Origin of the sequence: Siccirubricoccus soli (assembly GCF_024178315.1) — a bacterium.
Classification (GTDB): Bacteria; Pseudomonadota; Alphaproteobacteria; order Acetobacterales; family Acetobacteraceae; genus Siccirubricoccus; species Siccirubricoccus soli.
In genome coordinates this window covers 16,777-39,393 of sequence record NZ_JAMZIK010000121.1, presented here as the reverse complement: position 1 = coordinate 39,393, position 22,617 = coordinate 16,777, and the positions used below count along the sequence as shown (strand labels likewise).

General features: G+C 72.1%; 22 protein-coding genes. 9 read left to right on the top strand and 13 right to left on the bottom strand.

The features are described from left to right. From NJ376_RS18975 to NJ376_RS18965, 3 genes are all read left to right on the top strand, one after another. On the top strand, positions 1-860 hold an 860-nt coding region (locus NJ376_RS18975; RefSeq protein WP_252954855.1), incomplete at its 5' end, for a tripartite tricarboxylate transporter substrate-binding protein. A gap of 87 nt (positions 861-947) precedes the next feature. Next, positions 948-2,258: a C1 family peptidase gene (locus NJ376_RS18970; RefSeq protein WP_252954854.1), complete on the top strand. Its 1,311-nt coding sequence runs from the start codon at positions 948-950 to the stop codon at positions 2,256-2,258. Beyond that, complete coding sequence (locus tag NJ376_RS18965) at positions 2,227-3,024, top strand: hypothetical protein (protein ID WP_252954853.1); 798 nt, start codon at positions 2,227-2,229, stop codon at positions 3,022-3,024. Before NJ376_RS18970 ends, NJ376_RS18965 begins: the two co-directional genes overlap by 32 nt. 117 nt (positions 3,025-3,141) lie before the next feature. Here the strand turns inward: NJ376_RS18965 and rlmN are convergent, their stop codons facing one another. The 3 genes from rlmN to NJ376_RS18950 are packed head-to-tail and all read right to left on the bottom strand — an operon-like array spanning position 3,142 to position 5,238. After that, positions 3,142-4,332, bottom strand: a complete 1,191-nt coding sequence (gene rlmN / locus NJ376_RS18960) for a 23S rRNA (adenine(2503)-C(2))-methyltransferase RlmN (RefSeq protein WP_252954852.1) — start codon at positions 4,330-4,332, stop codon at positions 3,142-3,144. Further along, positions 4,329-4,817: a hypothetical protein gene (locus NJ376_RS18955; RefSeq protein WP_252954851.1), complete on the bottom strand. Its 489-nt coding sequence runs from the start codon at positions 4,815-4,817 to the stop codon at positions 4,329-4,331. Before NJ376_RS18955 ends, rlmN begins: the two co-directional genes overlap by 4 nt. A 49-nt stretch (positions 4,818-4,866) precedes the next feature. Beyond that, complete coding sequence (locus NJ376_RS18950; RefSeq protein WP_252954850.1) at positions 4,867-5,238, bottom strand: YunG family protein; 372 nt, start codon at positions 5,236-5,238, stop codon at positions 4,867-4,869. Positions 5,239-5,594: 356 nt separating this feature from the next. Between NJ376_RS18950 and NJ376_RS18945 the strand changes: the two genes are divergently transcribed. Together NJ376_RS18945 and NJ376_RS18940 are read left to right on the top strand one after the other, a co-directional pair. Further along, positions 5,595-6,839, top strand: coding sequence for a class I SAM-dependent methyltransferase (locus NJ376_RS18945; protein ID WP_252954849.1), 1,245 nt, complete (start codon positions 5,595-5,597; stop codon positions 6,837-6,839). Then, the gene (locus NJ376_RS18940; protein ID WP_252954848.1) at positions 6,836-7,462 is read left to right on the top strand and encodes a YdcF family protein; all 627 of its coding nucleotides are present in this window, start codon (positions 6,836-6,838) and stop codon (positions 7,460-7,462) included. Before NJ376_RS18945 ends, NJ376_RS18940 begins: the two co-directional genes overlap by 4 nt. A 227-nt stretch (positions 7,463-7,689) precedes the next feature. Here the strand turns inward: NJ376_RS18940 and cysK are convergent, their stop codons facing one another. The 4 genes from cysK to NJ376_RS18920 form a co-directional block, all read right to left on the bottom strand. Next, entirely contained in the window at positions 7,690-8,604 is a 915-nt protein-coding gene (gene cysK / locus NJ376_RS18935) for a cysteine synthase A (protein ID WP_252954847.1), read from the bottom strand. Positions 8,605-8,899: 295 nt separating this feature from the next. After that, the gene (gene nfi, locus NJ376_RS18930; RefSeq protein ID WP_252954846.1) at positions 8,900-9,592 is read right to left on the bottom strand and encodes a deoxyribonuclease V; all 693 of its coding nucleotides are present in this window, start codon (positions 9,590-9,592) and stop codon (positions 8,900-8,902) included. 214 nt (positions 9,593-9,806) lie between these two features. Next, on the bottom strand, positions 9,807-10,691 hold the full coding sequence (locus NJ376_RS18925; protein WP_252954845.1) for a metal ABC transporter solute-binding protein, Zn/Mn family: 885 nt from the start codon (positions 10,689-10,691) through the stop codon (positions 9,807-9,809). Between the two features lie 324 nt (positions 10,692-11,015). Further along, positions 11,016-11,774, bottom strand: a complete 759-nt coding sequence (locus NJ376_RS18920) for a hypothetical protein (protein ID WP_252954844.1) — start codon at positions 11,772-11,774, stop codon at positions 11,016-11,018. A gap of 137 nt (positions 11,775-11,911) precedes the next feature. Between NJ376_RS18920 and pip the strand changes: the two genes are divergently transcribed. Then, positions 11,912-12,862, top strand: a complete 951-nt coding sequence (pip, locus tag NJ376_RS18915) for a prolyl aminopeptidase (RefSeq protein ID WP_252954843.1) — start codon at positions 11,912-11,914, stop codon at positions 12,860-12,862. 197 nt (positions 12,863-13,059) lie between these two features. On the opposite strand, the gene NJ376_RS18910 is transcribed toward pip, so the two are convergent. Further along, positions 13,060-13,569: a ferritin-like domain-containing protein gene (locus NJ376_RS18910; protein WP_252954842.1), complete on the bottom strand. Its 510-nt coding sequence runs from the start codon at positions 13,567-13,569 to the stop codon at positions 13,060-13,062. A 106-nt stretch (positions 13,570-13,675) separates the two neighbouring features. Between NJ376_RS18910 and NJ376_RS18905 the strand changes: the two genes are divergently transcribed. The 3 genes from NJ376_RS18905 to NJ376_RS18895 all read left to right on the top strand — a co-directional run bounded on the left by NJ376_RS18905 (position 13,676) and on the right by NJ376_RS18895 (position 16,895). Continuing rightward, positions 13,676-13,891, top strand: a complete 216-nt coding sequence (locus NJ376_RS18905) for a DUF1194 domain-containing protein (protein ID WP_370288441.1) — start codon at positions 13,676-13,678, stop codon at positions 13,889-13,891. Between the two features lie 96 nt (positions 13,892-13,987). Then, on the top strand, positions 13,988-15,793 hold the full coding sequence (lepA, locus tag NJ376_RS18900; RefSeq protein WP_252954841.1) for a translation elongation factor 4: 1,806 nt from the start codon (positions 13,988-13,990) through the stop codon (positions 15,791-15,793). Between the two features lie 121 nt (positions 15,794-15,914). Further along, entirely contained in the window at positions 15,915-16,895 is a 981-nt protein-coding gene (locus NJ376_RS18895; RefSeq protein ID WP_252954840.1) for a tripartite tricarboxylate transporter substrate-binding protein, read from the top strand. A 113-nt stretch (positions 16,896-17,008) separates the two neighbouring features. Here the strand turns inward: NJ376_RS18895 and NJ376_RS18890 are convergent, their stop codons facing one another. The 5 genes from NJ376_RS18890 to NJ376_RS18870 form a co-directional block, all read right to left on the bottom strand. Next, positions 17,009-18,010 carry an asparaginase gene (locus NJ376_RS18890; protein WP_252954839.1) on the bottom strand — a complete coding sequence of 334 codons (1,002 nt, stop codon included), beginning with the start codon at positions 18,008-18,010 and terminating at the stop codon, positions 17,009-17,011. 462 nt (positions 18,011-18,472) lie between these two features. Then, positions 18,473-19,270 carry a c-type cytochrome biogenesis protein CcmI gene (gene ccmI, locus NJ376_RS18885; RefSeq protein ID WP_252954838.1) on the bottom strand — a complete coding sequence of 266 codons (798 nt, stop codon included), beginning with the start codon at positions 19,268-19,270 and terminating at the stop codon, positions 18,473-18,475. Continuing rightward, positions 19,267-19,842 (bottom strand): cytochrome c-type biogenesis protein, encoded by a 576-nt coding sequence (locus NJ376_RS18880; protein ID WP_252954837.1) that lies wholly within the window; start codon positions 19,840-19,842, stop codon positions 19,267-19,269. The genes ccmI and NJ376_RS18880 overlap by 4 nt, the downstream gene beginning before the upstream one ends. Positions 19,843-19,871: 29 nt before the next feature. Continuing rightward, entirely contained in the window at positions 19,872-20,510 is a 639-nt protein-coding gene (locus NJ376_RS18875) for a DsbE family thiol:disulfide interchange protein (RefSeq protein WP_252954836.1), read from the bottom strand. Next, positions 20,507-22,471, bottom strand: coding sequence for a heme lyase CcmF/NrfE family subunit (locus NJ376_RS18870; RefSeq protein ID WP_252954835.1), 1,965 nt, complete (start codon positions 22,469-22,471; stop codon positions 20,507-20,509). The genes NJ376_RS18875 and NJ376_RS18870 overlap by 4 nt, the downstream gene beginning before the upstream one ends. Positions 22,472-22,617: the final 146 nt, after the last annotated feature.

Genomic DNA, 22,617 nt, shown 5'->3' with positions numbered 1-22,617 from the left:
CCGGCGGCCCCACCGATGTGGTGGCGCGCATCCTGGCCGAGCGCATGGGGCGGGAGCTGGGCCAGCCGGTGGTGGTGGAGAATCGCGGCGGCGCCAATGGCAACATCGCCGCCGAGGCGGTGGCGAAGTCCGAGGCGGATGGCCATACGCTGCTCTACAACACCTCCTCCATCGCCATCTCCCGCGCGCTGTACCGGCGGCTGTCCTACGACGTGCTGAAGGATCTGGCGCCGGTGGCGCTGACCGCCGCCTCGCCCCTGGTGCTGGTGGTGAACCCGGCGATGCCGCCGCGCGACCCGGCGGGCTTCGTCGCCTGGGTGAAGGCCAATCCGGGGAAGCTGTCCTACTCCTCCGGCGGCATCGGCAACATCTCGCACCTCGTCACCTTCCTGGTGCTGCGGCATATCGGGGCGGAGGCGGTGCATGTGCCCTATCGCGGCACCGCCGCGGCGCTGACGGACACGGCGGCGGGCAATGTGCAATTCACCAGCGACACGCTGGTGACCGCCCTGCCGGTGGTGCAGGACAACCGGGTGCGGGCCATCGCGGTCAGCAGCGCCGAACGCTCTCCCCTGCTGCCGGAGGTGCCGAGCATGGCGGAGGCGGGGCTGACGCCGCCGGGCTTCGACCTCGGCGCCTGGCAGGGGATCATGGCGCCGGCCGGCTCGCCGCCGGCGGCGATCGCCCGGGTGAATGCGGCGGTGAACGCGGCGCTGGCGGACCCGGAGGTGCGGGCCAAGCTGGCGCAGCAGGGGGCGCGGCCCACCGGCGGCAGCGTGGCGGATTACGCCGCCTACTTGGCCAGCGAGGTGGAGCTGTGGACCCGGGTGGTGCGGGAGAGCGGGGCAACGGCGGAGTAGGGGGCCGCTGTAACGGAAGTCTCTCTCCGGGCATTCCGGGCGGGCTAGGCTTCCCCCGCGGCCAGGCGCCGCCCAGGGAGACGTCCGATGGCCAGCCCCGCCCGACGCCGCCGCGACCCGGAGGCGGCCGAACCCGGCCCCAAGACCACGCGCCCGGTGGCCCGCGAGCGCCGCCGCCCCGGCCCGACCGGGCCGGAAGCCGGCAAGGCCCCGGGCCGGCCGAAGCTGGACGCCATGCCGGACCGCATCGACATCCGCGACTGGCCCTACCAGCCGCGGCTCGGCCCGCTGCCCGACCAGCTCGTGAATTGCGATCTGGTGCCGATGATCCTCGATCAGGGGCAGGACGGCGCCTGCACCGGCTTCGCCCTGGCGGCGGTGGTGAATTACCACCTGGCGCAGCGCCTGCCGCAGGGCGCCAGGGACCCGCGCCTGCCGGTGAGCCCGCGCATGCTGTACGAGATGGCGCGGCGCTACGACGAATGGCCCGGCGAGGAGTACGAAGGCTCCTCGGCCCGCGGCGCCATGCTCGGCTGGGTGCGCCACGGCGTCTGCCCCGAAGCCCACTGGCCGGCCAACCGGCACGGGCCGGAGCACCTGACCCCGAAGATCGGCGAAAAGGCCCGCGGCGCCCCGGGCGGCGCCTTCTACCGGGTGATGCACCGCGAGGTGCGGGACATGCATGCGGCGCTGGCCGAGGTCGGCATCCTCTTCTGCACGGTGATGGTGCATGAGGGCTGGTTCGCCCCGGGGCCGGAGACCCGGACGGTGGCCTATGAGCATGGCGGCCGCCGCCGCAGCCGCCGACTCCCGGTCATCCAGCGCAAGGACCGCGCCAGGTCCGGCCATGCGGTGGCGATCGTCGGCTATACCCGGGACGGCTTCATCATCCAGAATTCCTGGGGGCCGGGCTGGGGCCGGGACGGCTTTGCCCTGCTGCCCTATGAGGACTACCTGCTGCACGCCACCGATGTCTGGGTGGCGCAGCTCGGCGTGCCGCTCGCCCTCGACCTCTGGGATGCCGGGCTCGGCGACACGACCAAGGGCCTGGCCCGCGCCGCCGCCGCCATCCCGCTGTCGGCGATCCGCCCCTTCGTGGTGGATGTGGCGAATAACGGGGAGCTGTCGCGGTCCGGCGACTACTGGACGACCGAGGCCGACGTCCACCGGCTGTTCCATGAGACCATTCCCGCCGCCGCGGCCGAGTGGAAGCGGCGGCGCGTCATGCTCTACCTGCATGGCGGGCTGAATGACGAGGCGGCGGCGGCGCGGCGCGTCGTCGCCTTCAGGGACGTGCTGCTGGAGAACCAAGTCTACCCGCTGCACATCATGTTGGGAATCCGGCGCGGCGGAATCGATCCGCGGCATGATCGAGGATGTCTTCACCAAGGCCGATGAGCGCGCCGCCGGCGCCGCCGACTGGCTGCGCCGGCTGCGCGACGGGCTGATCGAGGGCAAGGACCTTTCGCTCGAGCTCACCGCCGCCGGGCTTGGCGGCGCGATGTGGCGGGAGATGAAGGAGAATGCCCGGCTCTCCTCGGTGGGGGAGACGGGGGCGATGCGGATCATGCTGCGGGAGGTGCGCTCCGCCCTCGCCGCGGCGGGGGGCGGCCGGGCGGCGCAGGGCTGGGAGCTGCATGTGGTGGCGCACAGCGCCGGCAGCATCTACGCGGCCCACGCGATGCAGCTTCTGCTGGATTCCGGCGTGCCCCTGGCCTCGCTGCACCTGATGGCGCCGGCGATCACCGTGGAGCTGTTCAACGCGACCCTGCGGCCGCTGATCGAGGCCGGCAAATGCCCGGTGCCGGACACCTATGTGCTGAGCGACCAGGGCGAACGCGACGACACCGTGGGGCCCTACGGCAAGTCGCTGCTCTACCTGGTGAGCAACGCCTTCGAGGCGCGGCGGGCGACGCCGATCCTCGGCATGGAGAAGTTCATCCGCCCGGTCCCCGAGGGGCCGAAGGTGGAGCCCGCGCTGCGGGCGCTGCTGGAGCCGACGCTGGTGGTGGCCGGGGCGACGCCGCCGGCCGGGCTCGGCCCGTCCCGCAGCAACAGCCATGGCGGCTTCGACAATGACGCGGACACGCTGAACTCCATCCTGCGGCGGATCCTGGGCGGCGCGCCGGCGCGGCCCTTCACCACGCGGGACCTGCAGTACTGATGTCCGAACCGGAACGTCCCGGCGTTCCGGGCCGGTATCGCGCAGAGTTGGCGTGGTGGCTGTGCGCCCGTGGACCGGCACCGGCCGGCACGTCGCGGCCGGGATGAGGCGCGGGGGTCAGGCCGGCGCGCGCCGGAGCCGCTCTCCCTCCGTCTTCAGCTGCCCGCAGGCGGCCAAAATATCCCGCCCGCGCGGCCGGCGGATCGGGCTGGAATAGCCGGCCTCGTTCAGGATGGCGGCGAATTTCGCCGTCTGCTCATGCGTGCTGGTCTGGTAGGGGCTGCCCGGCCAGGGGTTGAAGGGGATGAGGTTCACCTTGGCCGGCAGGCCGCGTAGCAGCCGCACCAGCTCCCGCGCCTCCGCCTCCGAGTCGTTCACGCCGCGCAGCATGACGTATTCGAAGGTGATGCGGCGGGCATTGCTGGCGCCGGGGTAGCGGCGGCAGGCGGCCAGCAGCTCGGCGATCGGGTATTTCCGGTTCAGCGGCACGATCTCGTCGCGCAGCTCATCCGTCACGGCATGCAGGGAGACGGCGAGGTTCACCCCCAGCTCCTGCCCGCAGCGATCCATCATCGGCACCACGCCGGAGGTGGAGAGGGTGATGCGCCGCCGCGACAGGCCGATGCCCTCCGCATCCATGATGATGCGCAGCGCCTTCGCGGTGTTCTCGTAGTTGTACAGCGGCTCGCCCATGCCCATGACGACGATGGTGGAGAGCCGCCGCGGCACGTCGTCCTTCGGGCTCGGCCATTCGCCATAGGCGTCCCGCGCCGCCATGAACTGGCCGACGATCTCGGCGGCGCCGAGGTTGCGCACCAGCTTCTGGGTGCCGGTGTGGCAGAAGCGGCAGGAGAGGGTGCAGCCGACCTGGGTGGAGATGCAGACGGCGCCGCGATCCTCCTCCGGGTCCGGGATATAGACCGTTTCCACCTGCTGGCCGTCCCGCCAGCGGAACAGCCATTTCCGCGTCTCGTCCTTGCTGGTCTGGGCCAGCGCCACCTCCGGCCGGCCGATGACGAAGCGCTCCGCCAGCTTCGCCCGCAGCGGCGCGGCGATGGAGGACATGGCGGCGAAATCCGTCACGCCCTGGTGGTAGATCCAGTGCCAGAGCTGCTTGGCGCGGAAGGGCTTCTCGCCCATCGCCAGCATTTCCGCCGTCAGCTCCTCGCGCGAGAGGCCGACCAGCTCCCGCCTGCCATCCGGCAGCACCGGCGGCGGCGGGTTGAAGATGGCGGATTTCGCCAGGATGCGGTCGCGCTCGGCGCTGGTCAGCTCGGCGGCGGAGGGGGAGGGGGTCAGGGCGTTCATCGTCTCGCCGGGCATTCGCGGGAAATCGCGTCATAGGCGGCGCCGAAGCCGGCCAGGGGGAAGGTCTCGGTGCTCTCGCCGCGGCCGTGCGGGCCGGGGCCCTTGGCCACCGCGTCCCGCCCGTTGCGGAAGGCGCGTACCGCCGCCGTGCCGTCCCGCGCCGCGGCGGTGCGGTCCGCGGTGTAGAAGTCCAGGCTGGTCTGGCCGACGGCCACCTTCACGTCCGGGGCGTTGCGGGGGTAGGCGTGGCCGCCGGCGATCGTCACCTCGTCGCGGGAGCCGTTGCGGTGGGTGACGGTGAGCATGGGGCCCTGGCGGCCGGCGCGGGTGAAGGCGTAGCAGACCTTCTGCGCGCCCTGGCCGATGGCGGCGGCGGTCCAGGACTGGAAATCGCCCAGCCGGCGCGGCTGGGCCTGTTGCGCCTGGCCGGAGAGCGGCGTCAGGAGCAGGGCGGCAAGCAGGGCAGGGCGGAAGAACGGGCGCATACCGCGGTAGATACGGGCGGGGACCCCCCGGGGCAACCGCGGCGAGATGTCATTCCTCGGGTCGTTCCCTTGCCGCATCCCAGGCTTGGCGAAGGGCTGCGTATTGCGCGGGGCTGGTATCCGCCAGCGCCTCGGCCCGGCTGGCGGGGTGGTCCGGATAGGGCGGCACCGCGGCGCCCATGGCGGCGAATTGGGCGGCGGTGAGGTCCTGCCTGGCGCCTTCGATGCGGTTGTAGAAATGCGGGCCCCAGGGGGTAGGGGCCTGCAGGATCTCGCCGCCGAAACGGTCCTGCAGCAGCAGGGCGGTGACGGAGCATTGGCCGAGGGCCGGCGCCTCCGGCCGCCATGTCGTGCTGGTTGCGGCTGACCAGGCGCGGTGCAGCCGGGCGAGCGCTGCCTGGACGTCGAAGCCTTTCGCCATCCCGTCCTGCCCTCCGGCCAAGGGACGCCGTTGCGTCCGGGCGCATCTCGATGCCCAGCCATAGGGTGGTGTGCGTGTCAAGGACGCAGCCGCGCGGAGCGCGATGCCGCTGCGGCATCCTTGGCGCGTACACCATCCCATGGCCCCCGCGAATGGTCGCGTTCGACAGTGTCGAAGGCGCTGCAAAGCGCCTTCGCTGGCGAGGGGCCTGACCCCGGCGCTTGGCGGGCGGATGCCCTCCTCCCGGCCTTTGCCGGCCCACAGGATACCTTCGCCGACCAGGACGCCGCCTTCGGCGCCTCACCGGTATCGGGCCGCCCCTGGCCTTTCCCCCCGCCTGCTCTATGCACCCCGCCATGACCGACGCCACCGATGCCCGCCTCGCCGCCCAATACGAGGCCTACCCCTACCCGGAACGCGACCCGCGGGACGAGGCGAAGCGGCTCATCGTCGGCAGCCCCAGCCATCTGCGGGAAGTGGATCATTGGATCTTCGGCGCCCGCCGCCCCACCAGCCAGCCGCTCCGCGCCCTGGTCGCCGGCGGCGGCACCGGGGATGGCACCATCATGCTCGCCCAGCACCTCGCCGCCGCCGGCCGCCCGGGCGAGGTCACCTGGCTGGACCGCAGCGCCGCCGCCCGCCGCATCGCCGAGGCGCGCGCCGCCGCCCGCAAGCTGGACAATATCCGCTTCGTCGAGGGCTCGCTGCTGGAGCTTCCCGAGAGCGGCCTCGGCCCCTTCGACTACATCGATTGCTGCGGCGTGCTGCACCACCTGCCGGATCCGCTGGCGGGGCTGAAATCCCTGGTTTCCGTCCTTGCCCCGGGCGGCGGCCTCGGCCTCATGGTCTATGCGCCGCATGGCCGCACCGGCGTCTACATGCTGCAGGACGCGCTCCGCCTGCTGGCGCCGCCGGGGGAGCCGCCGGCCCAGCGGGTGGAGGCGGCGCGGCGGCTCTGGAAGCAGGTGCCGGAGACCGCCTGGCTGCGCCGCAACCCCTGGCTCACCGACCACATCTCCGGCGGCGATGCCGGGCTCTACGACCTGCTGCTGAACCCGCGCGACACCGCCTTCACCGTGCCGGCCTTCGCCGCGCTGCTGGCCGAGGCCGGCCTCCGCCCCGCCTGCTGGGTGGAGCCGGTGCGCTACGACCCGGACGCCTATCTCAGCGACCCGAGGCTCCGCGCCCGCACCGCCGCCCTCCCCCCCCTCCAGCGCGCCGCCCTGGCGGAGAGCATCACCGGCAATATGGGCATCCACATCGTCTATGCCGTCCGCGCCGAGGACCCCGAGCCCACCCGCCCCTGGGAGGACCCGGAGGCCATCCCGGTGCTGCGGGAGATGGATGGCCCCAGCCTTGCCAAGGGGCTGCCGCGCGACGGTACCCTCGCTGTCACCTTCGACGGGTTGCGCGTCATCCGCCCCATGCCGCGCCTCGCCGCCGCCATCCTGCAGCGGGTGGATGGCCGGCGCCGCCTTGGCGAGATCGCCGACGAGCTGGCGGCGAACGGCACGCCGCGCGAGGCGTTCTGGCGGGACATGGCGGCGCTGAGGACCACGATGGAAGGGTTGAACCGGCTGCTGCTGGCAGCACCCGGGTGACGCGGCCGCTGGCACGCGCGCCGGACAAGGCTGCCTCCGGCAGCGATGCGCCCGGCGGCGCCCCGCCGGATGCAGGCGCCAGCAACGCCCTGTCCAGGGACATGCGCCGGGACTTCTCCCCTGGCCTGGCCGGGCTGCAACCCGCCATCCTCATCTTCGGCGCCGCGGTCCGGCCGGACGGCACCGCCAGCCCCACGCTGCAGCTCCGCGTCGCCGCCGCCGCCCGCTTCGGGGAGGCGCTGCTGGTCCCCCCGCTCTACCTGCCGAGCGGCGCCAAGGGTCTCCATGGCGAGGCGGAAAGCACTGTCATGGCCCGGCTGCTGCGCGAGGCCGGGGTGCCTGCCGACCGCATCCGGGAGGAGCCGACGGGCACCGACACCCTCTCCTCCGTCCTCGCCCTGGCGGAGATGCTGAAGGACCATCCCGGCCCGGTCTGGGCGGCCACCAGCCGCTTCCACCAGCCGCGCTGCCTGCTGCTGCTGCGCCTGGCCGGGCTGCCGGCGCGCCCGGTGCCGATCGGCGGCGCCAGGGGGGCGCAGCGCTGGTGGTGGCGGCTCCGGGAGGTGCCGGCGCTGCCCTATGACGCGCTGCTGATGCTGCTGCGGCGCTGGCGCCAGGATTGAGGGAGGGCGCTGCCTGCTGCGCCCAACCCCTCCCGCCCATGGCCGAAAGGCCTTTGGATGCCACGAGTCCGGGCGTCGCCGGGCCTGCCCGTGGGCTTGTCGCCTCCATCGGGATCTGCCGCTGCCTGGTGCCCTTCCGCGGCTTCGCCGCGGAAGGCTGTGCGAGACCCCCGGGAATTCAGCGAATCCGGGGCCCCACGAAGCCGTGCAGCGGCTTCGTGGGGAGTTCACTCCGGCAGGAAGTCGGGCACCGAGAAGTAGCGTTCGCCGGTGTCGTAGTTGAAGCCCAGCACCCGCGCGCCGGCCGGCAGCTCCGGCAGCTTCTGCGCGATGGCCGCCAGGGTGGCACCGGAGGAGATGCCCACCAGCAAACCCTCCTGCCGGGCGGAGCGCCGCGCATACTCCTTCGCGTCATCCGCGCTCACCTGGATGATGCCATCCAGCAGCCCGGTCTTCAGCACCGCCGGGACGAAGCCGGCGCCGATGCCCTGGATGGGATGCGGGGCGGGCGCGCCGCCCGAGAGTACGGGGGAGGCGGTGGGCTCCACGGCGAAGACCTTCAGCCCCGGCCATTTCGGCTTCAGCACCTCGGCGCAGCCGGTGATGTGCCCGCCGGTGCCGACGCCGGTGATGATCACGTCCAGCCCCTCCGGGAAATCCGCCAGGATCTCCGCCGCCGTCGTCCGCGCATGGATGGCGGGGTTGGCCAGATTCTCGAATTGCTGCGGGATCCAGGCGCCCTCGGTCTGCGCCGCCAGCTCCTCGGCCCGGGCAATGGCGCCCTTCATGCCCTTCTCCCGCGGGGTCAGGTCGAAGGTGGCGCCATAGGCCTGCATCAGCCGCCGCCGCTCGATCGACATGCTTTCCGGCATGACGAGGACCAGCTTGTAGCCCTTCACCGCCGCAGCGATGGCGAGGCCGATACCGGTATTGCCCGAGGTCGGCTCGATGATGACGCCGCCCGGGCGCAGCTTCCCCTCCGCCTCGGCGGCCTCGATCATGGCCACGCCGATGCGGTCCTTGATGGAGCCGCCGGGGTTGCTCCGCTCGGACTTCACCCAGACCTCCGCCTCGGGGAACATCCGGGCGAGGCGGATATGCGGCGTGTTGCCGATGGTGGCGAGGACGCTGTCGGCCTTCATGGCAATGTCTCCCGGTGATCGGCGCGAAAGGAACGCGGCCCGGCGCGGCGGCGCAAGCGTCCTGGCGCGGGGCGGAAGTAGAGCAGCCCCGCGCCGGGGTGAACATGCCGGTTCGTGATTATTTCTCGGGAGCGATCTTCGATCGTGAATAGGCGCTCATGCCGGCCGCGCGAAATCCCGACCGATGCCGGTCCATGGGCGCGCGGCCGCCAAATCCTTCGGCCCGGCGCGCAGCCGCACGCCAACCCTGCGCGCGATTTCGGCTCGGAACGCAGGGACCTTCCAAGCTTGGCCTTCAGCCCGCCGCGCGCCGCGCCGCATTCGCCGCCAGATGCGCCAGCCGCGTCGGCTCCGGCAGCCGGTAGCCGGCGGCGCAGCGCCGCACCCAGCCCACCGCCCCCTCCAGCGAGACCCGGTGCCCGACCGAGATGTAGAGCGGATTGGCGCGCGCCCGCGTCCGCAGCACCATCCCCAGCACCCGCCCGCGCCATTCCAGCGGCACCATCGCCCCCGGTGCCTCCCCCAGCTCCGCCGCCGGCCGCCCGACCAGGGGCGATTTGGCGACGCCGATGCTCGGCACGTCCAGCACCACGCCGAGATGCGCGGCGATGCCGAGGCCGCGGGGATGCGCGATGCCATGCCCGTCCACCAGCAGCAGGTCGGGCTTCGGGTCCAGCGTCTTCCAGGCTTCCAGCAGCGCCGGCACCTCCCGGAAGCCGAGGAAGCCGGGGATGTAGGGCATGGCGGCACGCTGCACCGCGCTCGCCTCCCCCAGCCGCTCCAGCCCCGGCCAGCCCAGCGCGACGATGCCGGCATGGACGCGGTTCTCGGGGTCGAAGCGGGTGTTGCTGACATCGACGCCGCCGAGGCAGCGCACCTCGCCATGCCGGTCCTCGGCCACCACCATGGCGGCGAGGGCCTGCTGCGCCGCGCGGGCGGCGGCGAGGTCGGGCGGGTTCAGCCAGTCGGGCGGCAGGTCCGGGCGCATCCCGGCTGCACAGCACGCGGCCGGCGCCGCGTCACCCCCGGGAGGGCGTGCACTTTTCGGTGTTGGGGCTCGGGAAGGGGCCAGGGGCGGCCGGCCAGCCGTCGCGCGGCTGCCGGCAACAGGCCGAGTTCCTGCCAGTCCCCTCCGCCGCAGCGCCCGGGTGCGGCCGCCATCGGCTCCGCCGCGGCCCGGAGCGACCCCGCGGGCAGCGCGCTCACCCCGCCAGCATGGCGCGCGTCATCAGCTCCACATTGTGCCGCATCATCGCCGCGTAATCCGGCGCCGGGCCGTCGGGCGCGGAGAGGGTATCGGCATAGAGCCGCCCCGCCGGCGGCCGCCCCGTCTCCCGCGCCAATTGCTGCATCACCGCCTGGCTGCCGCGGCCCTCGAGGAAGATGGCGGTGATGCCCTGCTCGCGGATCTGTCGCAGCACCGCGGCGATGCGGGCGGCGGAGGGTTGGGTCTCGCCGCCGAGGCCCTCCGGCGCCAGCACCCGCACGCCATAGGCCGCGGCGAAATAGCCGAAGGACTCATGGGTGGTGACCATCACCCGCTTCGCCTCCGGCACCGCGCCCAGGCGCTGCCGCACCCAGGCGTCCAGCGCCTCCAGCCTGGCGGCATAGGCGGCGGCGCGGGCGGCGTAGGCCGCTTCGCGGGGCGGGTCCGCGGCGGTGAGGCCGTCGCGGATCCGGGCGACATAGGCCAGGGCGTTGCGCACATCCTGCCAGGCATGTGGGTCCGGCCCGCCATGGCCGTGGCCATCCGTGCCCTGGCGCGGCACCAGCCCCTCGGTCGCCGTCACCACCACGCCGCGATAGCCGGTGCTGCGCAGCAGCCGGTCCAGCCAGGGCTCGAAGCCGAGGCCGTTGCGCAGCACCAGGGCGGCGCGGCGCAGCGCTTCGGCATCCGAGGGGCGGGGCTGGAAATGATGCGAGTCCATCTCCGCCCCGATCAGCGCCCGCACCTCCATCGCCTCCCCGGCCACCTGGCCGAGCATATCCGCCAGGATGGAGAAGGCGGCGAGGGCCAAGGGCCGCGCCTGCGCCCGGGCCGGGCGGGCGAGGAAGGGCAGGGCGAGGAGGGCGCGGCGGGAGGGCATGGTTATACTATAACATCATGCCGCCGGAGAAGGGAGGCCAGGAGCGGGGCAGGATGCCGGTGGGGCAGGGGGCGGCCATGGGCCTTGCCGCGGCGCCCGCGCCGCTTCTGCCTTGGCGGCGTACTCCTGGCGGCGCACTGCACCCTCACCGGCAGGGGCGGCGTGGCACGAGCAGCAATCCACGCCCATCCATTCGCACCGAGCGTGCCTACCGAAACCTGTCGCCCGTTGTCCTTCCGTGGCCTCGTCCCGGAAGGCGGTGCGATACGTCAGGCGTTCAGCGAATCCGGACCCCGGCAACGCCGTGCGGCGGTCCTGCCGGGATCAGCCTCCCTTGCCGAACCACCGCTTCAGCCGCGCGAGGAAGCCCTCCCCCCGTCCGGCGATTCGCTGATGCGTCACATGCGGCCGGCGCGAGGGCGGCGGCAGGGCGGTCGCCACCGTATGCCGCCCGGCATCCCGCCCGGCCACCAGCCGCTGCTCCAGCGCCACCACCTGCGCCACCGCCTCCGGCGGGTCGCTGCCCGCCAGGGAAGCGGCCGTCGCCGCCGCATCCTCCCAGGCCCCGGCCCGGCGCAGGCAGTCGATCACCCGCACCGTCTGCTCGGCATCCAGGGGCGGCCCGCCGCGCCACAGCGCCACCGCCTCCAGCCGCCAGTGCCGGGCAAGTTCCGGCTGATCCATGTCATCCGCCACCCAGGCGGCGTGCAGCGTGGCCTCCGCCGCGGCGTGCAGCGCCCCCGTCTCCTCCAGCACATGCGCCCAGGCCAGGAAGCGGCGCGCCAAGGGCGGGTGGCTGGCATCCGCCAGCAGCGCCCGGAAGGGCGCCGCCGCCACCGCCTGCGCCGCGGCCGGATGCGCCCGGGTGATGTTCGGCGCGGCATAGCCGCAGGAGGGGCATTGCTGCAGCCAGCGCGCCATGGTGGAGCGCACCGGCTCCCCCGGCCGCAGATCGAGATCCGGCGCCTGTTCCGGCGGGCCGGGCCGGAAGGGCGGCTGCCGGCTGGCCGTGCCGCAGACGGCACAGCGCGGCAGCGCTTCGGCCGCGGGCGGGCGCGAACTGGCAGGGCTGGGAACCGACATCGCCCCCCAAGTTAGGCATGGCGGAGCCGAAGGCGAAGGGGGCAATGCGGATCCGTGACCGAGGCGCGGCATTTCCGCCACGCGGGAACGGCAACGCCCCTGTTGCTCCGAGCCCGCCGGCCGGGGATAGTGCGGCCATGCCGCGCGGCGACCTCTTCCCTGACATTGCCCCTTACGAGACCGGCCTGCTGCCCTTGTCCGGCGGCCATGTGATGTACTGGGAACAGGTCGGCAATCCGCGCGGCCAGCCGGTGCTCTTCCTGCATGGCGGCCCGGGCGCCGGGGCCGGGGCGGTGCATCGCCGCTTCTTCGACCCCGGCCATTGGCGCGTGGTGATCTTCGACCAGCGTGGCGCCGGCCGGTCCCGCCCCCTCGGCGAACTGCGGGAGAACACCACCCCCCACCTCGTCGCGGATATCGAGGCGCTGCGCCGCTTCCTCGGCATCGAGCGCTGGCTGCTCTTCGGCGGCTCCTGGGGTTCTACCCTCGCCCTGGCCTATGCCCAGGCGCATCCGGAGCGCGTCCTGGGCTGCGTGCTGCGCGGCGTCTTCCTCGGCCGGGACAGCGAGGTGGAGTGGTTCCTGACTGGCCTCCGCCGCGTCTTCCCCGATGCCTGGGCGAATTTCGCCGAGCATCTGCCGCCGGAGGAGCGGCACGATCTGCTGGCCGGCTATCTGAAGCGGCTCTGCCACCCCGATCCGCAGCTTCACCTGCCGGCGGCCCGGGCCTGGAGCCAGTACGAGGGAAGCTGCTCCACCCTGCTCCCCAGCCCCGAGACGGTGGCGAGCTTTGCCCAGGACCGCACCGCCCTCGGCCTGGCGCGGATCGAGGCGCATTACTTCGAGCACAAGCTGTTCCTGCCGCCCGAGGGGCTGCTCGGCCATATGGACCGCATCGCCCATATCCCGGCGGAGATCGTCCAGGGCCGCTACGACATGGTCTGCCCGGCCGAGACCGCCTTCGAGCTGGCCGCCGCCTGGCCCAGGGCCCGGCTGACCATCATCCCCGATGCCGGGCATTCGGCGCTGGAGCCCGGCGTCCGCACCGCCCTGGTCAGCGCCGTGGAGCGCTTCCGCCGCCGGAGCTGAACGGGGCGGGGCCGGAGCAGGCTCAGGCCGAACGGCCCGGACCGCGGGCTTGTGCCGGCAGGGTCGGTGGCAACCGCGCCAGAGCCACCGCCTGCGAGCCACCGCCTGCGGCCCCGGCGCGGAAGGCCACCCGCCTTCCCGGGAAGCGGGCAAGACCGGGGGCCCGCGAAGCCGCATGGCGGCTTCGCGGGGATGGCTCAGCGGCCGGAGGTCTTCCCCGCGGTCTCGAGCTGCATATAGGTCCGCAGCGTCTCGGGCATGTTCTGCTCGATCCACTGCGCCATCCGCACCTCCTCGTCCAGGCTCTGGCGCAGCGCCGCCGGCGCCTTCGCGTCGCCCGCCGCCTCCGCCATCTGCAGCAGCGCCTTGTAGGAGGCGATCTCGTAATGCTCGAAGGCGAAATTGGCGAAGGTGTTCTTCAGCACCTCGTCCTGCATCGGCGCGTGCGCCATGGCGGCGACATTGCCCATCAACCCGGTCATCATGTCCTTGAAGGTGCTCTCGCTGGTGCCGTGGGCGCGCAGCAGATCCTCCAGCCGGGCGGATTGGTTGCGGCTTTCCTCGATATGCTCGCGGATGCGCGCCTCCATCTGCGGGTAATTCTCCAGCCGTTCCGCCTGGCGCTGCAGGAGCTGGATGGCCTGGACCTCCAGCGCATGCGCGTTGCGCAGACCGGTGACGTAGATCTCCTGGATCGTGCTGGCCATTTGCCTCTCCCGCTGATTTGCCCAGCCGGAACACGGCGCTGGCGGGGGCGGTTCCTTGCAGGAAGCGCTTGATGCCGGCCATGGAATAGGATTATGTGCCCAATCGATGGGGGCCCGGACTCCGCCTCCGGCCCGCCCACCCCTGCTGACCTCTCCGGGCCTAGGGCTCGACGCCTGTTCCCGGCAGGAGGTGATCGGCGGCCCTGGCGCCTTCCTGGCGGAGGGCTATCCGAGCTTCGAGGCGGCGGTCCGGCGGAAGATCATCCGCGAGATCGCCGCCGCCCCGACGCCCGGGCCGCTGGTGGAACGGGTGGCGGTGTGACGCCGCACCACGCATCCCAGGCTTTGAATCGCGCCTGTTCTGCCCTATCTCCCCCGGTTTGAGGCCGGACCCCACCCTCCGCGCCGCCGGAATCCCATGCCCGACACGCCGCTGGACCGCATCCGCAACTTCTCGATCATCGCCCATATCGACCATGGGAAATCCACCCTGGCCGACCGGCTGATCCAGCACACCGGCGCGGTGACGGCGCGGGAGATGAAGGAGCAGCTTCTCGACAACATGGAGCTGGAGCGGGAACGGGGCATCACCATCAAGGCCCAGACCGTCCGCCTGCACTACCAGGCGAAGGACGGGCTGACCTACACGCTGAACCTGATGGACACGCCCGGCCATGTGGACTTCGCCTACGAGGTCTCGCGCAGCCTCGCGGCCTGCGAGGGCTCGCTCCTCGTCGTCGATGCCTCCCAGGGCGTGGAGGCGCAGACCCTGGCCAATGTCTACCAGGCGATCGACGCCAATCACGAGATCGTCCCGGTCCTCAACAAGATCGACCTGCCGGCGGCCGAGCCGGACCGGGTGAAGCAGCAGATCGAGGACGTCATCGGCATCGACGCCTCCGACGCCGTCATGATCAGCGCCAAGACCGGCCTGAACATCGAGGGCGTGCTGGAGGCCATCGTCACCCGTCTGCCGCCGCCGAAGGGCGACCCGAAGTCCCCGCTCAAGGCCCTGCTGGTCGATAGCTGGTACGATGCCTATCTCGGCGTCGTCGTGCTGGTACGGGTGCAGGACGGGCATCTGCGCAAGGGCCAGAAGGTCCGCATGATGTCGAACGGCTCGGTCCACACCATCGAGCAGGTCGGCGTCTTCACCCCCAAGATGGCCGCGGTCGAAAGCCTCGGGCCGGGCGAGATGGGCTATGTCACCGCGGCCATCAAGACGGTGGCGGACACCAATGTCGGCGACACCATCACCGAGGACCGCAACCCGGCCGCCGAACCGCTGCCCGGCTTCAAGCCCAGCATCCCCGTGGTCTGGTGCGGCCTCTACCCGGTCGATGCCGACGATTTCGAGAAGCTGCGCGAAAGCCTCGCCAAGCTGCGGCTGAACGACGCCAGCTTCCACTACGAGCCGGAGACCTCCGCCGCGCTCGGCTTCGGCTATCGCTGCGGCTTCCTCGGCCTGCTGCATCTCGAGATCATCCAGGAACGCCTGTCCCGCGAATTCGACCTGGACCTGATCGCGACCGCCCCCTCCGTCGTCTACAAGCTGAAGATGACGAACGGGGAGGAGACGGAGCTGCACAACCCGGCCGACATGCCGGATGGCAGCGTGCTGGACAGCATCCAGGAGCCCTGGATCAAGGCCACCATCATGGTGCCGGACGATTATCTCGGCCCGGTGCTGACCCTTTGCAATGAGCGCCGCGGGCGGCAGGTGGAGCTGACCTATGTCGGCAACCGCGCCATGGCGGTCTATCGGCTGCCGCTGAACGAGGTGGTGTTCGACTTCTACGACCGCCTCAAATCCGTCTCCCGCGGCTATGCCAGCTTCGACTACCAGCAGGATGGCTATGAGGAAGGCGATCTGGTGAAGATCTCCATCCTGGTGAATGCCGAGCCGGTGGATGCGCTGAGCTTCATGGCCCACCGCTCCGCCGCCGAGCGCCGCGGCCGGCAGATCTGCGAGAAGCTGAAGGAGCTGATCCCCCGCCAGCTCTTCAAGATCCCGATCCAGGCGGCGATCGGCGGCCGCGTCATCGCACGCGAGACCATCTCCGCCCTGTCCAAGGACGTCACCGCCAAATGCTATGGCGGCGACATCACCCGCAAGCGCAAGCTCCTCGAGAAGCAGAAGGAGGGCAAGAAGCGCATGCGGCAATTCGGCAAGGTGGAGATCCCGCAGAGCGCCTTCATCGCCGCCCTCAAGATGGATGCGTGAGGCGCCGCGGCGTCTCACGTTGCGGTTTCCGCTGCCGCTACGATCTTGACGCCAGGGGTGCCGCTCGCCACAGAAAAAGGGTAAACGGGCGGTAATTCGCCGCCCACCAAGGACCCTTTCGATGTATCCGTTCCTGCGTCGCAGCCTCGCCGCCTGCGCCCTGCTCGCCAGCCTTGCCCTGCCGGCCGCGGCGCAGCAATTCCCCAACCGCACCATCACCGTCATCGTCCCCTTCGCCGCCGGCGGCCCGACCGATACGGTCGCCCGCCTGACCGCGGAGGCGATGGGCCGCGACCTCGGCCAGACCGTGGTGGTGGAGAATGCCGGCGGGGCCGGCGGCACCATCGGCTCCCAGCGCGTCGCCCAGGCGCGGCCGGACGGCTACACCCTGCTGCTGCACCATATCGGCATGGCCACCGCGCCGACGCTCTACCGCCGCCTGGCCTATGACCCGGTGGGCGGCTTCGAGACCATCGGCCTGATCACCGAAGTGCCGATGACCCTGGTGGCGAAAAAGGACTTCCCCGCCACCACGCTGCAGGAGGCGGTCGCCGTCATCCGCCGGCAGCGGGAGGCGCTGAACTACGCCAATGCCGGCATCGGCGCCGCCAGCCATCTCTGCGGCCTGCTGCTGATGAAGGCGGTGGACACGCAGATGACCACGGTGCCCTTCCGCGGCACCGGCCCGGCGATGCAGGAGCTGCTCTCCGGCCGCATCGACCTGATGTGCGACCAGACCACCAACACCACGGAGCAGATCAACAGCGGCGCCATCCGCGTCTTCGCCGTGACCACCCCGCAGCGGGTGGAGGCGCTGCCGAACGTGCCGACCTCCACGGAGGCCGGGCTGCCGGACTTCCAGGTGACGGTGTGGCACGGACTCTACGCGCCGAAGGGCACGCCGGCCGAGATCACTCAGCGCCTCTCCCGCGCCCTGCAGGTGGCGCTGCGCGACCCGCGGCTGGTGCAGCGCTTCGCCGAGCTCGGCACCGCCCCGGTGGCGCAGGCGCAGGCGACGCCGGAGGCGCACCGCCAGTTCTGGCTGGCCGACATCGCCAAGTGGCGGCCGATCATCCAGGCGGCGGGCCAGTACGCGGACTGAGGCTGGGGTGTTGGGGGCTCTGCCCCCATGCCCCCGCCGGGGCCAGGACCTGGCCCCGGACCCCGGCCCGAGTTCTGGATCCGAGGGTTGCGCCGGCTGGGGGTGAGGCCCTTTTAGTATTCCTTGAACATCCGCCGGATCTCCTCCGGGTCGCTGGTCCTGGTCAGCGCCAGCATCAGCAGGATGCGCGCCTTCACCGGCGTCAGGCTGTCCCCGCCGAGGAAGCCCGACTTGCGCAGCGAGACCTTGGTGTCGATCACCCGCCCGCTGCCGGAGCGGGAGGATTGCACGACGATCACCCCGCGCTTCACCGCTGCCTCCAGCGCGCCCAGCTGCGCCGGGGAGGGGGAGCCGGAAGGCAGCCCGGCCGAGACCAGCCCCTTGGCGCCGGCCGCCACCGCCGCCTCGACGAGCACCGCATCCGCCCCCGCATAGGCCGGGATGATGTCGACCCGCGGCAGGTCGGCGAGGCCGTCCATCGCGAACTCCACATCCGGCGCGCCGCGGCGCAGCGGCTTGCGGTAGAACTCCACCATGTCGCCATCGGCGCTGCCGAGGACGCCGACATCCCGCGAGACGAAGGTGTTCAGCCGATAGTTGGAGACCTTGGCGACGTCGCGCGCCGCGTTGATCTCGTCATTCAGCATCACCAGCACACCCATGCCGCGGCTTTGCGGGCAGGCGGCGACGCGGACCGCGTTCAGCAGGTTCATGCCGCCATCGGCACCGAGTGCGGAGGAGGGCCGCATCGCGCCGCAGATCACCACGGGTACATCCACCCGCACGGCGAGGTTCAGGAAATAGGCCGTCTCCTCCAGCGTTGCCGTGCCATGGGTGACGACGATGCCGGCGAGGGTGGGATCCGCCTTCGCCGTCTGGTGGATCAGCTTCAGGATCGCCAGCCAATGCGTCGGCCCGAAGGCCGTGCTGGCGACGTTCATGTAGGGCACCTGCACGATCTCCGCGATGCGCGACAGCTCCGGCACCGTCGCCAGCAGCTCGTCCACCTTCATGAAGCGGCCGGAGGTGCCGTACTCATAGAGATCCAGCCGGTCGGCGCCGACGCCGGAGATGGTGCCGCCGGTGCCGATGACGGCGATGCGGGGAAGGCTCATTCAGGTACTCCCATGGGTTGCGGGGCTTGCAGCGGCGGATCAGGGGCGGGATGCGCCGGCCGGCAGGATGAGGTTGTCGTCCGGAGGCGCGACAGCCCATCGAAGCCGCGCAGCGTGATCATGGACAGGGCAATTCTCGCCTGGTGCGCCCCATCTCCCGCGTCACTCTCAGTTCGGCTCGAAGCCCAGGATGCATGGCGAGGCAGCGCCGGAGATCCGTCAGCGATTATGGCTGATGGACAGGAAGAAGCCGGTTGGCATGGCAAGGCCCCGCACAGGTGGTGATGCGGGTATAGCAAACCGCATGCCGGTGCCCGGAAGCGCTACGCCCCCTTGGACATGGCGCACCCGCCCCCTCCAAGTCGGCAGGCTGAGCCGGCGCCCCTAAACCTCGGTTTCCAAAGGCCCTTCGGCCTTTGGTGGGGAGGGTTCGGGAGGGGCAACGCCCCTCCCGCCACGCGCTCAGGGCAGGCTTTGCAGCCTCCGCTCCACCATCCCCCGCCAGGGCACGTCCTCCGGCGCATCCGCCAGCAGCCCCTGCCAGACCCGCCGTGCATTCGCCGGCCGTCCGGCGCGTTCCTCCGCCAGGCCGGAGAGGAAGCGCAGCCCGATATGCTGCGGCGCCCTGGGCAGGCTTTCCGCCAGCAGCCGCGACGCTTCCTCCACCTTGCCGTCCTCGAGCAGCACCTGGGCGAGTTGCGCGGCGAGGTCCGCCTCGAACTGCATCGCCAGGGCGCGCCGATAGGCATCGGCCGCCGCGCCCAGCTCGCCCCGCCCGCGTTCGGCATTGCCCATCAGGACCCAGCCCTGCCGCGCCTGCGCGCCTTCCGGCATCTGCTCCAGCCGGGCGCGGAGCTGCACCAGCATCGCCTCGTCCCGCGCCGCCACTTCCCGCCGCAGCGTGTAGGGGGCGGAGGGCATCTCCGGCATGCCCGTCACCAGATAGAGGCCGAGGGAGGCCAGCGGCACCGCCACCAGCAGCCCCAGCAGCACCTGCTTGCCGCCGCCCTGCGCCGCCTGTTCCTCGGGCGCTGCCAGAAGCCGGCGCTGCAATTCCAGCAGCGCGGCGCGATGCGCCTCGGGCGCCAGCCGCCCCGCCTCGGCCTCGCGTTCCAGCTCGGCGCGCTGCGCCTCGAACAGCGCGAGGTCGGCTTCCCGCCGCCCGCGGGCGCGGGGCGGGCGCAGCAGGGCGAGGCCGAGCGGCAGCAGCACGGCCAGGGCCAGGGCGCCCAGCGCCAGCCAGAAGAGCAGGGGGGTCACGCCTCGGGATGGTCCTTCAGCCGGGCGGCGAGGCGAGCTTCCTCCTCCGCCGAGAGCGGCGCCGCCTCGGGTGCCATGGCGGCGCGCCGGCGCATCGCCAGCACCAGCGCCACCCCGCCCGCCAGCGCGATCGCCGGCGTCGCCCAGAGCAGCACGGTCTCCGGCTTCAGCGGCGGCCGCAGCAGCACGTAGTCGCCGTAGCGGTCATGCAGATAGGCCACCACCTCGCGCTCGCTGCGGCCGGCCGCCACCTGTTCCCGCACGATGCGGCGCAGATCGCGCGCCAGGTCGGCGTCGCTGTCCTCGATGGACTGGTTCTGGCAGACCATGCAGCGCAGCTCGCGGCCGATCTCGCGCGCCTTCTCCTCCAGCGCCGGGTCGCGGAGCTGCTCCGCCGGGTCGCCCACGGCGGCGAGGGCGGGGCTGGCGAGGAGCAGCAGGGCGACCAGGGCGTAGGATCGGGGGCGTTGCCCCCGAACGCCCGCCAGGGAGGGTACCCCTCCCCGGACCCCGGTGTGGGTTTCAGACCCGAGGGTCGAGCCGGAGGAAAGCTTTCCCCCCGACGGGGGCATGGGGGCAGAGCCCCCATCGACGCCGGCCCTCATGCATACCGCCGCAGCAAGGGCTGCAATTCGGCGCCCAGCGTGTCATTGGTGATCGGCCCCGCCCAACGCCAGCGGATGATCCCCTCCTTGTCGATCAGGTAGGTCTCGGGCACGCCGTAGAGGCCCCAGTCGATCGCCACCCGCCCCGGCTGGTCCACCCCGAGCTTGGCGAACGGGTTCCCATGGCGGCGGAGGAAGCCAAGGCTGTCCTCCGGCTTGTCCTTGTAGGCGATGCCGAGCAGCGGCACGCCCTCCCGCGCCAGGCGCATGAGCTGCGGATGCTCGATGACGCAGGGCACGCACCAGGAGGCGAAGAAATTCACCAGCACCGGCCGCCCCAGGGGACCGTTATGCGCGCGCAGATCGGCCGCGCTCACCCCCGGCCGCTCGGCGCCCTCCAGCGGCGGCAGGGCGAAGTCCGGCGGCGCCTTGCCGATCAGGGCGGAGGGCACGCCGCGCGGGTTGTAGCTGCCGGTCCCGAGCCCCCGCAGCATGGCGTAGAACCCGGCCCCCGCCGCTGCCGCCACGCCGAGCGGCGCCAGCAGCAGTAGGCTACGCCGGCTCCTACCCCGCGGCGCGGCCTTGGCCGGCCAGGCGCCGCCATCGGGGGGAGGGGAGGCGCCCGCCCCGCTCATGCCCGTGCCCCCTTCATCGCCAGCTTCGCCGCCGGCGCCGCAACGCGCATCCGCCGGTCGCTGAGCGAGAGCCCGCCGCCCAGCGCCATCACCGCCGCGCCGAGCCAGATCCAGGGCGCCAGCGGGTTGTGGTGCAGGCGGAGGATGGCCGCGCCGTCCCGCTCCTCGCCCAGCACCACATAAAGGTCGGCGAGCCAGGTGGTGTGGATGGTGGCCTCCGTCGTCGTCATGCGGGCGACGGGGAAGGTACGGCGGTCCGGCTCCAGCACCACCACCGGCGCGCCGTCCCGCGTCACCTGCACCGTCGCGCGGCGGGCGGTCCAGTTCGGGCCCTGCACGTCGCGCACGCCCTCCAGCCGGAACTCGTAGCCGGCGAGCGCTGCCGCCTCGCCCGGCTTCAGCGCCGCCAGCCGGTCTGTGGCCAGCCCCATGCCCGCCAGGCCGAGGATGGTGACGCCGAGCCCGGCATGGCCCAGCGCCGCGCCCCAGGCCGCCCGCGGCAGCCCCCTGGCGCGGCTCCAGGCGGCGCGCGGCCGGCTGAACAGCGCCAGACGGTCGGCGATATCGGCCGCCGCGCCGGCGATCAGCCAGAGCGCGGCGGCGAAGCCGAGGGCGGGGCCGATCCGCTGCCCCTCCAGCGCCAGGCAGAGCAGGAAGGCGCCGAGCGCCAGCAGCGCCACCCACCACAGCCGCAGCAGCGCCGGCGCCAGCCGCGCCCGCTTCCAGGGCAGCAGCGGCCCCAGCGCCATGGCGCCGATCAGGGGTGCCGCGAGCGGCAGGGTGGCGGTGTTGAAGAAGGGCGGGCCGACCGAGATCTTCTCGCCCAGCAGCAGGTCCGCGAACATCGGATACAGCGTGCCCACCAGCACCACCGCCGCGATGGAGCAGAGCAGCAAATTGTTCAGCACCAGCGCCCCCTCCCGCGAGAGCGGCGCGAAGACTCCCGTCGGCGCCATGCTCGCCGCCCGCCAGGCAAACAGCAGGAAGCCGCCGCCGATGAAGGCCGCCAGCAGGCAGAGGATGACGATGCCCCGCGCCGGGTCGTTGGCGAAGGCATGCACGCTGGTCAGCACGCCGGAGCGGACGAGGAAGGTGCCGAGCAGGCTCATCCCGAAGGCCAGCAGCGCCAGGAACACCGTCCAGGTCTTCAGCGCCTCCCGCTTCTCCACCACGATGGCGGAGTGCAGCAGGGCGGCGCCCGCCAGCCAGGGCAGCAGGGAGGCATTCTCCACCGGATCCCAGAACCAGTAGCCGCCCCAACCCAACTCGTAATAGGCCCACCAGGAGCCGAGGGCGATGCCGAGGGTAAGGAAGGACCAGGCCGCCAGCGCCCAGGGCCGCACCCAGCGCCCCCAGGCGGCGTCCACCCGCCCCTCGATCAGCGCCGCGACGGCGAAGGCGTAGGTGACGGCGAAGCCGACATAGCCGAGGTAGAGCAGCGGCGGATGGAAGGCGAGGCCGGGGTCCTGCAGGATCGGGTTCAGCCCCTGCCCGTCCATGGGCGGCGGCCAGATCCGCTGGAAGGGGTTGGAGGTGGCGAGGATGAAGCCGAGGAAGGCGGCCGCGACCAGCCCCAGCACCGCCAGCACCCGGGCCTGCAGGGCGGAGGGCAGGTTGCGCCCGAAGGCCGCGACCGCACCGCCGCACAGCGCCAGGATGAGGACCCAGAGGAGCATCGAGCCCTCATGGTTCCCCCAGGTGCCGGAGAGCTTGTAGAGCAGCGGCTTCGCCGAGTGGCTGTTCTGCACGACATTGGCCACGGTGGTGTCGTTCACCACATAGCTCCACATCAGGCAGGCGAAGGCGGCGCCGATCGCCAGCAGCACGCCCGTGGCCAGCGGCGGCGCGGCGCCCATCAGCCGCGCCTCGGCCCGCTGGGCGCCAAGCAGCCCGACCGCGGCCTGGGCGAGCGACAGCGCCAGGGCGAGGATTAGGGCGAAATGGCCGAGTTCGGGGATCATGTGGCCTCCGAGGAGGGCTCTGCCCTCCTCGGGCTCCACCCGCAAAGGGCCGAAAGGCCCTTTGAACCCTTGAGTCTGCTGTTCAAACCTGCGCGCCCGAACTCATGGTTTCCAAAGGCCCTTCGGCCTTTGGCGGGGTGAGCTCG